Annotated in this window: 8 protein-coding genes and 1 pseudogene; 6 read left to right on the top strand and 3 right to left on the bottom strand. The window is 69.9% G+C overall.

Translation table 11 applies throughout. The features are described from left to right. Positions 1-249 precede the first annotated feature (249 nt). The 4 genes and pseudogenes from otsB (at position 250) to MUU77_RS09180 (ending at position 5,561) form a co-directional block, all read left to right on the top strand. Entirely contained in the window at positions 250-1,014 is a 765-nt protein-coding gene (gene otsB / locus MUU77_RS09195; protein WP_245094062.1) for a trehalose-phosphatase, read from the top strand. Then, positions 1,007-2,308, top strand: a pseudogene (locus MUU77_RS09190) (trehalose-6-phosphate synthase); the annotation flags it as partial. The gene otsB and the pseudogene MUU77_RS09190, both read left to right, overlap by 8 nt. 86 nt (positions 2,309-2,394) lie before the next feature. Beyond that, entirely contained in the window at positions 2,395-3,447 is a 1,053-nt protein-coding gene (locus MUU77_RS09185) for a glycosyltransferase family 4 protein (protein ID WP_245094060.1), read from the top strand. Positions 3,448-3,449: 2 nt separating this feature from the next. Next, the gene (locus MUU77_RS09180; RefSeq protein ID WP_245094058.1) at positions 3,450-5,561 is read left to right on the top strand and encodes an amylo-alpha-1,6-glucosidase; all 2,112 of its coding nucleotides are present in this window, start codon (positions 3,450-3,452) and stop codon (positions 5,559-5,561) included. A gap of 9 nt (positions 5,562-5,570) precedes the next feature. Here MUU77_RS09180 and MUU77_RS09175 read toward each other — a convergent pair whose 3' ends face one another. The 3 genes from MUU77_RS09175 to MUU77_RS09165 form a co-directional block, all read right to left on the bottom strand. After that, positions 5,571-7,427 carry a mechanosensitive ion channel domain-containing protein gene (locus MUU77_RS09175; protein WP_245094056.1) on the bottom strand — a complete coding sequence of 619 codons (1,857 nt, stop codon included), beginning with the start codon at positions 7,425-7,427 and terminating at the stop codon, positions 5,571-5,573. Positions 7,428-7,549: 122 nt separating this feature from the next. Beyond that, positions 7,550-7,963, bottom strand: a complete 414-nt coding sequence (locus MUU77_RS09170) for a CBS domain-containing protein (protein WP_245094054.1) — start codon at positions 7,961-7,963, stop codon at positions 7,550-7,552. Positions 7,964-8,098: 135 nt separating this feature from the next. Further along, on the bottom strand, positions 8,099-10,471 hold the full coding sequence (locus MUU77_RS09165) for a catalase (RefSeq protein WP_245094051.1): 2,373 nt from the start codon (positions 10,469-10,471) through the stop codon (positions 8,099-8,101). 139 nt (positions 10,472-10,610) lie between these two features. On the opposite strand from MUU77_RS09165, the gene MUU77_RS09160 reads away from it, so the two are divergent. Together MUU77_RS09160 and MUU77_RS09155 are read left to right on the top strand one after the other, a co-directional pair. Continuing rightward, on the top strand, positions 10,611-11,363 hold the full coding sequence (locus MUU77_RS09160) for a hypothetical protein (protein ID WP_245094048.1): 753 nt from the start codon (positions 10,611-10,613) through the stop codon (positions 11,361-11,363). Between the two features lie 105 nt (positions 11,364-11,468). Then, positions 11,469-11,774 (top strand): hypothetical protein, encoded by a 306-nt coding sequence (locus MUU77_RS09155; RefSeq protein WP_245094045.1) that lies wholly within the window; start codon positions 11,469-11,471, stop codon positions 11,772-11,774. Position 11,775: the final 1 nt, after the last annotated feature.

The following is an 11,775-nucleotide window of genomic DNA, read 5'->3' as shown; positions in this document are numbered from 1 at the left end:
GCCATGCAGAGCGCGGTTGCATGATGCGAATCGGCGCTGGCGCAAAACATCCCTACTTGCGCAAGCGAATCGTTCACTGTGGCGTCATGGCATGCAGAGGGCGCTGCATCCTTGCGATCCGCGGAATGGCCGGTTGCAAGTGCAGTTGCAGGTGCGTGCGCCGGCGCAAGGACCGGCCGTTCCTGAAGCAACGCGGCCTTTACATTCCACTCCACACCGGTATCACGCGCCTGTCGCTAGATTGGCCGCATGGACTCCGGCACAGGCGATCGAACTCCCCCGCATCCACGCAACGACTGGGCGCTGTTCCTCGATGTGGACGGCACCCTGACGATGCATGCGCCCCGTCCGGAACAGGTGGTACTGGACGCGCGCGTCACGCCCTTGCTGCAACGGCTGCGCACGAAGCTGGACGGCGCCGTCGCCCTGGTGACCGGACGGAGCCTGCAGGCACTCGATGCGCTCCTGCACCCGTGGGTGACACCGGCTGCGGCGGGGCTGCACGGGCTGCAGTGCCGCCCCGAGCCGACCGGCGTGGCCGCGCCGATGGTGCCGGCGGCATGGATCGCAGAAGCGGTGGAGATTGCCGGGCGCCACGCTAACGCCGTGGTCGAAGCGCATGGCCCCTGCCTGTATCTGCACTGGCGCGCCGCCCCGGGCGCCGCGGACGCGATGACGGCATTCGCGCACCGGCTGGCGGCGGCCGTACCCACCCATCGGCTCCACCCGGGTGCGCACGGCATCGAGATCCGTCCCCAGGGCATGGACAAGGGCAAGGCCATCCTTGCCTTCATGGCCCGGCCGCCGTTCTCGGGACGCATCCCCGTTTTCGCGGGCGACGATCCGGCCGACGAGCCGGGCTTCGAGGCCGTCAATGCGCTGGGAGGCATCAGCGTCCGTGTCGGCGCGCCCAGGCCCAGCGCCGCGCGCTACGCGCTGCGGGATGCGCACGCGGTCCTGGCGTGGCTCACCGCGGGCGGCAGAGAGCATCCCGAGGAGAAAGCGCGTGAGTAGATTGTTCGTCGTATCCAATCGGGTGGCCTACCCCGGCGCCGTGCATGCGGGCGGGCTGGCCGTGGCCTTGCACGGCGTGCTGCGGCAGCGGCGCGGCGTGTGGTTCGGCTGGAGCGGCGGCTTCGGTGAGGCGCCGCCCCGCGTGCAGATCGGCGACGGCATACGCTTCTGCCTGCTGGACGTGCCGCAGCATGAGTTCGAAGGGTACTACCACGGCTTCGCCAACCGGGCCCTGTGGCCGCTGCTGCACTACCGCGTGGACCTGATCCATTTCGACCGCGGAGAGTATGCGCGCTACCTCGCCGTGAACGACCGCTTCGCCGACGCGCTGGCACGCGAACTGCGGGGCGACGACGAAGTATGGATCCACGACTACCACCTGATTCCGCTCGCCCGTGCGCTGCGTGCGCGCGGCGTCCGCCAGCGCCTGGGCTTCTTCCTCCACATTCCCCTGCCGTCCTGGGACGTGCTGTGCATGCTGCCGGACCACCGGGACGTCTTTTCCGCGCTGGCCTGCTACGACCTGGTGGGCGTGCAGACCGAGGCGGACGCGGAGAACCTGCGGCAGTATTTCGCGCATATGGGCGTGGATGCCGGGTCCTGCGAGGTGGCGGCCTTCCCCATCGGCATCGATGTCGACCAGGTGGCGCGTTCGGCCGTATCGGTCCGTGGGCGGGAAGCGGTGACCGCACTGCGGCAGAGCCTGAGCGATCGCCGGCTCGCCATCGGCGTGGACCGGCTGGACTACTCCAAGGGCCTGCCGGAGCGCTTCCACGCGTTCGGGCGCTATCTGGACCAGCATCCGCACACACCCGACAACCTCACCTACCTGCAGATCGCGCCACCCAGCCGCGAGGACGTGCCGGAGTACCGCGCGTTGCGCGAGGAACTGGAACGCGTCGCCGGCCACATCAACGGCCGGCACGCCCGGCCCGACTGGACGCCGTTGCGCTACGTCAACCAGTGCTATCCCCACGACGTGCTGGCGGGGTTCTATCGCACGGCGGACATCGGACTGGTCACGCCGCTGCGCGACGGCATGAACCTGGTCGCCAAGGAATACGTGGCCGCGCAGGACCCGGCCGATCCCGGCGTGCTGGTGCTGTCCCGCTTCGCCGGCGCGGCGCATGCGTTGCCGGAAGCCCTGCTGGTCAATCCCCACGACACCGAGGAAATGGCCGACGCGATCGCGCTGGCGCGGCGCATGCCCCTGGGCGAACGCCGCGCACGCTGGTCGGCCATGCTCGACACCCTGCGTCGCAACGACATCACGGCGTGGGCACGCGATTTCCTGGGCCATCTGCAGCGCAAGGCGGGACCGTCCGCGCCGCCGGCCGCCGACCTGCCACCGGCCAGGCACCGCAGCGAAGGCGTGGCCTCGTGAGGATCGCGCAGATCTCCCCCTTGTTCGAATCGGTGCCGCCTAAGCTGTACGGCGGCACCGAACGCGTGGTGTCGTACCTGACCGAAGCGCTGGTCGCGCGTGGCCACCACGTCACCCTGTTCGCCAGCGGCGACTCCGTCACCGCGGCCGACCTCACCAGCTTCCGCGACATCGCGCTCAGGCTGGACCCTGCACCGCTCAAGTCCCCGGTGGCCGCGCACCTGTCCATGCTGCACGGCATCCGCGAGCGTGCCGACGAGTTCGACGTGCTGCATTTCCACATCGATCTGCTGCCCCTGCCGATCTTCGAGCAACTCGCCTCCAAGTGCGTGTTCACCCTGCACGGGCGCCAGGACAAACAGGACCTCCCGCAGGCCTACCGTCGCTGGTCGCGCTATCCGCTGGTGTCCATTTCCGACCACCAGCGCCTGCCGCTGCCGTGGGCCAACTGGTGGCAGACCATCCCGCATGGCATGCCGACGTCGTTGCTGATGCCACCGCCCCGCCCGCGCGGCGACTACCTGGCCTTCCTGGGCCGGCTGTCGCCGGAAAAGCGGCCGGACCGCGCCATCGAGATCGCGCGGCGGGCGGGCCTGCCCTTGCGTATCGCCGCCAAGGTGGACACGGCCGATCGCCGTTATTTCCACGAGACGATCGAACCCCTGTTGGCCGGTGGCGGCGTCGAATTCGTCGGCGAGATCGACGATGCGGGCAAGCCGGAGTTCCTAGGCAACGCCGCGGCGTTGCTGTTCCCCATCGATTGGCCGGAGCCGTTCGGACTGGTGATGATCGAATCGATGGCGTGCGGCACGCCGGTGATCGCCTGGCGCGAAGGGTCGGTGCCCGAGGTGGTCGACGACGGCCGCACCGGCTTCATCGTCGACAGCATCCAGGCCGGCGTGGAGGCCGTCGCACGCTGCCGCGAACTGGACCGCCACGCGGTCCGCCGCCGTTTCGAGCAGCGCTTCGATGCCCGCCGCATGGCGGCGGACTACGAGTCCCTTTACGTCCGCATGGTGGAGGGCGCGCCCCATCGCATGAAAGCCTGACCATGGAGAACAGCGACAGCGCACCCCTGACCCGTTATGTCCTCAAGGACGGCGACAGTTTCCTGGTGGCCAACAGCCTGGGCGACATCGTCGCGCCCGCCGAAGGCTTCTTCGTGCACGACACCCGCATCGTGTCCCGCTACGAGTTCCTCCTGGGCGAGCAGCAACCGGCCCTGCTCAGTTCCGCGGTCACCCAGGACAATGTGTTGTTCGTCGCCCATCTGACCAACCGCGCCCTGTCGGCGATGGACGAGATGGGCGCTCCGGAAGGGCTGATCCACATCACCCGCAGCCGCTTCCTGTGCCGCGAGCGCATGTACGAACGCATCACCTGCATGAACTACGGCGACCGGACGACCCGGCTGCCCCTGCGCTTCCGGCTGGATGCCGACTTCGTCGACATGTTCGAGGTGCGCGGCAGCCGGCGGCCGGCGCGTGGGCGCCTGCTGGGGCCGGAGAGCAGCGAGTGGGGTTATGCGTTCCGTTACGAGGGACTGGATGGCGTGGCCAGGTCGTCATCGGTGCTGTTCTCGCGGCCGCCCGCGCAGCCTGTCCCGGGCTGCGTGGAGTTCGTGCTCACGCTGGCGCCGGGAGGCTCGGAGGAGTTGTATGCCGAGATCGGCGTCCTGCAGGAGGCCACGCCCTCCCGGCAGCGCTATCGCGACGAGGCATCGCATGCCCGGCGGCACATGCGACGGCGGCAACGACGGGGCGCACGCGTGTCCAGCAGCGGACCGCTGTTCGACCAGTGGATGCGCCGCTCGCGCTCGGACCTGGCGCTGCTGACCAGCGAACTGGAGACCGGTCCCTACCCGTATGCGGGCATTCCGTGGTTCTCCACGCCTTTCGGTCGCGACGCCGTGATCACCGCCATGCAGACGCTGTGGCTGGACCCGGGGCTGGCCAAGGGCGTGCTCACCTTCCTGGCCAGGCACCAGGCCAAGGAGGAATCGCCGTTCCTGGACGCCGCCCCCGGCAAGATCATGCACGAGACCCGGCGCGGCGAAATGTCGGCCATGAAGGAGTTGCCCTTCGGGCTTTACTACGGTGGCGTGGACACCACGCCGCTGTTCATCGCCCTGGCCGGGGCCTATCTGAAGCGGACGGCCGACATCGAGACCGTGCAGTCCCTGTGGCCGGCGCTGCTGGCCGCCGTGCAATGGATCGAACGGGTCTGCGACGCCGATCCCAACGGCCTGCTGGTCTATGCGCGCGCCAGCGACCGCGGCCTGGCCAACCAGGGCTGGAAGGACAGCGGCGACTCGGTGTTCCATGCCGACGGCCGATTGGCGGAAGGGCCGATCGCGCTGGTCGAGGTCCAGGGGTATGCCTACGCCGCCCTGCGCACCATGGCCGAGCTGGGCCAACGCTGGGACCCGCCCGCGGCCGCGCACTGGGCACGCCGCGCGCAGGCGTTGCGCGCCACCATCGAGCGGCGCTTCTGGATGGAGAGTGCCGCCTACTACGGCCTGGCCCTGGATGGCGAAGGCGCGCTGTGCGCGGTCAGGACCAGCAACGCAGGCCATCTGCTGCAGTTTGGCGTGGCCGAGCCGGCACGTGCGCTGGCGGTGGCCGAGCAGCTGATGTCGCCGGCGTTCTTCACCGGCTGGGGCATCCGCACCGTCGCCAGGGGCGAGGCGCGCTTCAACCCCATTTCCTACCACAACGGCTCGGTCTGGCCCCACGATTCCGCCCTGTGCGCCAGCGGGCTGGCCAGCACGGGCGTGCGCGGCGCGGCCACGCGGCTGCTGCGCGGCGCGTTCGAGGCCGCGGTGCACTTCGACATGCGCATGCCGGAGTTGTTCTGCGGCTTCGCGCGTACGCAGGGCGCGCCGCCGGTCGCCTATCCCGTGGCCTGCCTGCCGCAGGCGTGGGCGGCGGGCTCGGCGTTCATGCTGCTGCAGGCGTGCCTGGGCATCCAGGTGGATGGCGACGGAAGGACCATCCACGTGCAGCGCGCGGAACTGCCGTTCGGCATCCAGGATGTCACCATCCACGATCTCGCCGTGGGCGACCAGCGCATCGACCTGGCCTTCCGCAGCACCGGCAGCCGCGTGGCCGCCTTCATCGAAGGCGATCCGGATGGCCGCGTGTCCCTGCAGGTCCGTGGCTGAGGACGCGGCTCACACCAGCGCGATGCCGGCGGCCTGCAGGCGCTGCACCAGGGCCAGCAGCAGGGCCGCGCGGATGCGGGTCACCTGGCGAGGGCCCTCCACATAGGCGGACACGCCGATCCACAGCTTGTTGTCCCTCACCTCCTCCACCTGCACCTGGGGCGCGGGAGACGGCTTGATCTCGCCCTGTTCGCGCACGACCGCCCGCACCAGGCCGACGACCTGGGCGATGTCCGCCACCGCCGGCACCGGCAGGACCACCTTCACCAGGCCGTCGCCGGCGGTGAACGTGCGGTTGCGGACGACCTTGGTGATCAGCTCCGAGTTCGGGACCAGCACGGTGGTGCGGTCGGCCAGCGAAATCTCGGTGGCGCGGACGTTGATGCGGCGGACATCGCCTTCCGCGTCGCCCACCACCACCCAGTCGCCCACCTTCACCGGACGCTCCACCAGCAGGATCAGCCCGGAGATGAAGTTCTGCACGATGGCCTGCAGCCCGAAGCCGATGCCGACCGTCAGCGCGCTCACCACCCAGGTGATGCGATTGGCTTCCACGCCCAGTGCCGCCAGCGCCATGCCGATGCCCACCACGACGCCCGCATAGCGCGCCAGGGTGGTCAGCGACGCCCGCACGCCCGCATCCAGGCGTGTCGTCGGCAGCAGGCGGCGGCAAAGCCACTGCGCCAGCATGCGCGAGGCCGCGACCGCCAATGCCAGTACCACCATGGCGCGCAGTACCTGCAGGGGGCTGAAGCTCAGGTTGCCGATGCGCAGGTTGCCGCCGGCGTCGAACATGCGGCCCAGCAGGTCGGACGGGCCCAGCCCGTAAGGCGCGCTGATGAGCATCAGGGCCACGCAGGCCAGGCCCAGCATCGCCGCACCGCTCACCAGCACGATGGCCTGCTGCAGGCGCCGCGTGCCCACGCCGGTCCTGCGCGATGCACGCAGCAGCGCTTCGCGGCGGCCGGCGAGGAAGTCGGCGCCATCGTGGACGGTCCGCCAGGTCAGGAACGTCCACCCCAGCACCAGCAGCGTCCACACGATCTGCTTGGTCAGGAAGGCGGCCCATGCCATGTAGCCGGCCAACAGGCTGGCGACCACCACCACCAGCAGCAGCCAGCCCAGCATCACGCCGCCGGACACCGCGTGCGCCAGGCGGCGCCGGACCGGCGTGTGCAACCCGGCGCGCCGCACGATGCCGGGCGCGCGGGACAGTACGAATGCGATCGCCACGCCCATCGCACAGGCGGTGGCTGCGTGGACCAGGCCGACGGCGGCCACGGGAGGGGCTGCCATGAGGGCCAGGTTGCGGTCCAGCAGCGCCACCAGCAGCAGCGATAGCGCAAGGACGAGGGGCGCGGCCGCCATGCCCGCACGCCCGCCCTGCAGTCCCACCGTCAGGCGCGCGATCCCTCGACCGGTCGCGATGACCACGGCCACCAGCGTGACGACGGCCACCAGGGCCCGGGCCGTACCGCGCAGCGGCAGCGGCAGCGGAGCCGTCCACACGAGGGCCTGGAGGAACAGCGACGCCGCCAGCCACGCCAACCCTCCCAGCACCAGCACGCCCGCCGCGGCCGGCAGCGACAAGGCCAGGGGATGTCCGCGCCATTCTTTCTCGAGGTGGCGCTCCCACGCGGGCAGCGCCCACGCGCGTACTGCGATCAGGCCGCACGCCAAGACAAGCGCCATCGCCGCCAGCAGCCATCCCTGCCCCGCCAGGGAGAGCCACGCGTCGCGCCATGAGCGGGCGACCGGAGCGAAGGCGTCTTCCGCCAGACGGTAGCCGTTGGCCAGATCTCCCCAGAGCAGGCGGTCCGAGCCGCGCGGGGCGAGCTGCGCGGCTGTTTCAACCTTCCAGTCCATGGGAACCGCGGACACCTGGAGGGAAAGAGGATGCCGCGGCCCACAGGGCACGACGCTCAGGCAGGCCGGGCATGGTGGAGTTGTAGCGCAGGCCATGCGAACACGGTGTCAACGCGCCCGCACTAGTGTCGCGCGGCAACACCCTCAAGCAGTTCCTGCGAAGCGCGCGGCGCCCCGCATTGGGCGAAGTTTCCCAACGACACGATGCCCACCAGGCGCTTGTCGCGGTTGACCACGGGCATGCGACGCAGCTCCAGGTCGGCCATGTTGAGGGCGACCTCCTCCACGTCATCGTCGTCATAGCAGTATTTGACTTCGCCGGACATCACCTGCCGGACCCGGGCCTCGGCACCCAATCCCTGCGCCACCGCGCGGACCGCGATGTCGCGGTCGGTCAGGAATCCCACCAGCCGATCGTCCTCGCCGACCGGCAGGCTTCCCACGTCCTGTTCCGCCATCACCCTGGCGGCATGCGCCAGGGTGTCGTCGGGCGCGACCAGGCGCACGTTGCCACTCATCATCTCGCCGACTTTCATCTCGTCTCCTCATGTTGTGAGCGCGGTACCGGAGCTTGCGCGCGGGCCCATCAACAGCATGCGAAGCGGACGTTGCGAGGATGTTGGCCCGCACGCGCCGCGCGCCGGTCGACGCACGCATGCCACAGGCAACCGCTAGACCCGCGGCGGATCGCGTTCGCGATCGAAATGCCGACGCTGCGCAAGCGCTTCCAGGAATGCACGCACCGCCTGTCCGTTCGATCGCTCCGCCACCAGCAGGCCCGGATCTTCCCCGGCCCGCGGGATGCCCGCCTCATCGAGCAACGCAGCGCTGTCGCCGATCACCAGCAAGGGCTTGCAGTGCCTGTACTGATCGCGCAGGAATTCGATGGCCCGCCCGTCCGGCGCAAGGGAAGCCGACACTCCCGCGGGCACCACCACACCGTCGAACAGGGCACCGGGCTGGTTCTCCAGCGAGGCGTCCGCGTCCAGCGTCACGGCGGACGCGCCCCCGACTGCGCCGATCCGCGGGCCGACCAGACGCGCGGTGACGCCCGCTTCCAGCAACGCGTGCTGGATGGCACCGACCTGCTCGCCATCCACGCCGGGCGCCACCAGTACGGCGACCTTGAGGTGGGCGTCCTGCATCGTGCCTGGATACGCGGTCTGCGACAGGGTGGCCGATACCGTGACTTCCGGCGCGGCGGTCGCGCCGACCTCCAGGCGCGGCAATGGCCCGGGCATGTCCATGCCCAGCCCGTCCGCCACCGCGCGGGCGAGCGTGGGCGATACGTTCGCCAGCAGCGCCACCACGCGCCGCCGGACGGCGGGCACGGTGACCTTGCTCAGTTCGAAGCGGAACGCCGCGGCGATGTGGCGCTGCTCCACCGGCGTCTGGCTTTCGTAGAACAGGCTGGCCTGCGCGTAGTGCTCGGCGAACCGTTCCGGCTTGGCGCGCAGCTCTTCCCCGGCGACCGGTTCCGGCACCGGGACGAAACCTGCGGCACCGGCCTGGAACGGACAACCGCCGCCCAGCGAGTTCGGCTCGTACGCCACGCGGCCACGCGGGATGGCCCGGCGGTGCAGGCCGTCGCGCTGGTTGTTGTGCACCTGCGCCAGCGGCGCGTTGATCGGGATTTCGTGGAAATTGGGGCCGCCCAGCCGGCTGAGCTGGGTGTCGACATAGGAATGGATGCGTCCGGCCAGCAAGGGATCGTTGGTGAAATCGATGCCCGGTATGACGTGCGCGGTGCAGAAGGCGACCTGTTCGGTCTCGCTGAAGAAGTTGTCCGGGTTGCGGTCCAGCACCAGCCGACCGACGGTGACGATGGGAACCAGCTCCTCCGGGACGATCTTGGTGGCATCCAGCACATCGAACGAGAACCGTTCGGCATCGGCATCGGAGAACACCTGCAGGCCCAGTTCCCATGCCGGACAGGCGCCCGCCTCGATCGCCTCCCACAGGTCGCGCCGATGGAAATCCGGATCGGCGCCGCTGATCTTCAACGCCTCGTCCCAGGTGAGCGAATGCACGCCGGCCACCGGCGTCCAGTGGAACTTCACCAGTGCGCTTTCGCCGGCCGCGTTGACCAGCCGGAAGGTGTGCACGCCGAAGCCCTGCATCATCCGGTAGCTGCGCGGAATGGCGCGGTCGGACATCAGCCACACCAGCATGTGCGCCGACTCGGGCATCAGCGACACGAAGTCCCAGAACGTGTCGTGCGCCGATGCCGCCTGCGGCATCGCATGATGCGGCTCGGGCTTCACCGCATGCACCAGGTCCGGGAACTTCATCGCGTCCTGGATGAAGAACACCGGCATGTTGTTCCCCACCAGGTCCCAGTTGCCCTCTTCGGTATAGAACTTGACCGCGAAGCCGCGCACGTCGCGGGCGGTGTCCTTGCTGCCGCGCTCGCCGGCCACCGTCGAGAAGCGGACGAAGACCGGGGTGCGCTTGCCCGCTGCCTGGAACGGCGCCGCACGGGTGAGCCTGGAGAGATCTTCGTAGGCTTCGAAATAGCCGTGCGCGCCGGAGCCGCGCGCATGCACCACCCGTTCCGGAATGCGCTCGTGGTCGAAGTGGGTGATCTTCTCGCGGAGGATGAAATCCTTGAGCAGGGCCGGCCCGCGCAGTCCCGCCTTCAGCGAGTCCTGGTTGCTGGCCACCGGCACGCCCTGGTTGGTGGTCAGGCGGCGTCCGCTGGAATCCACGCGCGCGTGCTCCAGCGGCACCGTGGTGGCGTCGGTCCCCTCGTGCGCAGGCGCGCCGGCCTTGGCGTTGGCGACATCCTCCGACAGGGTGCTGGCGCATGTCGTGGCCGACGGCGGGGCCACGTGCGTGCCTTCGACGGGGCTGCCGGCGCTGTCGTATTCCGCAGCCTTGTCTTCGTTGCGCGCGCGGGCCGCGGCAAGCTGTTGCAGTTCCGCCGCCCTGCGCGCGCCGGCATCGTCCGCGATGACGGGAGGATCGCCCGCCGGTGCGCTGTCGGTGTTGCGCGCAGCGGCGATCGCCGCGCTGCGTTCTGCCTGGTCGCGTGATGCCGGCATGTCGTGTCCTCCCGGGGAAAGATCCGACGGTAGGCCCGGCGACATGATCAGCATGTCAATCCGCTGCGCGCGGCATCCGGCGACATTGTCATCACCGCCGCTCTGGAACCCTGCACCCACTCTTCAGAGGAGCACGGCCATGACACGAGACACTTCCGACCGGGATATGAATCGCGACCCCATCAGCGGCACGCCCGGATCGCATCCGGTAGGCGTGGGCGTGGGAGGCACGGTCGGCGGCGTCGCCGCGGGCGCGTTGGCCGGCACCCTGTTCGGACCGATCGGTACGCTGGTGGGCGCCGCGGCCGGCGCCATCGCCGGCGCGGCAGCGGGCAAGGGAATCGCCGAGCGCCTGGGCCCCACGGCAGAAACCGAATACTGGCGCACCACGGCGCCGACCCGACCGTACTACGACAGCACCCGCGATTTCGACAGGGACTATGCCAGTGCCTATCGGATGGGCGTCCTGGGCCGCGAGCGTGAGCCCGGCAGGCGCTGGGAGGACACCGAACCGCTGCTGGCGGAGCGGTGGAATGAGGAGCGCGGCGATTCGCGTCTGTCGTGGGACGAGGCGCGGCCGGCCTCGCAGGATGCATGGGAACGCGCCAGCCGCACCTACGATGCCTACGCCTGGAACGACGAGCACTACGCGCGCGAGTTCGAGAACGCGCCGTTCCGGTCCGGCGACGACAGCTACGACGACTACCGTCCGGCCTACCGGTACGGCACGTATGCGCGCGGACTGTATGCCGACCGCGCGTGGGACGACGGACTCGCGGACGAACTGGCGCGCGACTGGGACCGGTTCAGGGGAACCTCGCGCCTGGGCTGGGACCGCGCCCGACCTGCGGTGGCCGCGGCATTCCGGCTGGACAGGACACGTCCGCATTGAGGGGCGCCTTCCAGCGAGGACACGACATGGCAGACCCGCCCGGATCTGAGGCGCGGATGCGCCCCTGTCATCCCGCCTCGCCGAGGCGGCCCCAGGAGGTACGGAATGAAAGCGCCCGTCACGTTGCTCGTGCTGCTCGGCCTGCTGGCAGGCTGCGACCGGCGCGACGACCCTGAAGTCTCCCGTGAGAGCCAGGAAGTGATCCATCCTCCCGGTGACGCCGTCGGCAACGCGAGCGGGACCCTGTCGCCGCAGCATCCACCGGAGTCCACGTTGGAGCCGACCACGCCCGCCGTCGTGCCGCCGCGCTGCGAAGGCCTGACCGGCGGACAACTCGCCCGGTGCATCCAGGAAGATGCCGGCGAAGCGCCCGAGCCGGCGTCACCCGAGCCGCAGGATGGCACGCGCTAGC

This window comes from Pseudoxanthomonas sp. F37 (assembly GCF_022965755.1).
In the GTDB taxonomy this organism is placed as follows: Bacteria; Pseudomonadota; Gammaproteobacteria; order Xanthomonadales; family Xanthomonadaceae; genus Pseudoxanthomonas_A.
Note: the sequence above shows the minus strand (reverse complement) of the source record. Positions and strands in the feature narration are given on the sequence as shown.

Coding starts and splice junctions, on each gene's coding strand:
- otsB (WP_245094062.1), top strand. CDS start 250: ATGGACTCCGGCACAGGCGATCGAACTCCCCCGCATCCACGCAACGAC.
- MUU77_RS09180 (WP_245094058.1), top strand. CDS start 3,450: ATGGAGAACAGCGACAGCGCACCCCTGACCCGTTATGTCCTCAAGGAC.
- MUU77_RS09175 (WP_245094056.1), bottom strand. CDS start 7,427: ATGGACTGGAAGGTTGAAACAGCCGCGCAGCTCGCCCCGCGCGGCTCG.
- MUU77_RS09170 (WP_245094054.1), bottom strand. CDS start 7,963: ATGAAAGTCGGCGAGATGATGAGTGGCAACGTGCGCCTGGTCGCGCCC.
- MUU77_RS09165 (WP_245094051.1), bottom strand. CDS start 10,471: ATGCCGGCATCACGCGACCAGGCAGAACGCAGCGCGGCGATCGCCGCT.
- MUU77_RS09160 (WP_245094048.1), top strand. CDS start 10,611: ATGACACGAGACACTTCCGACCGGGATATGAATCGCGACCCCATCAGC.
- MUU77_RS09155 (WP_245094045.1), top strand. CDS start 11,469: ATGAAAGCGCCCGTCACGTTGCTCGTGCTGCTCGGCCTGCTGGCAGGC.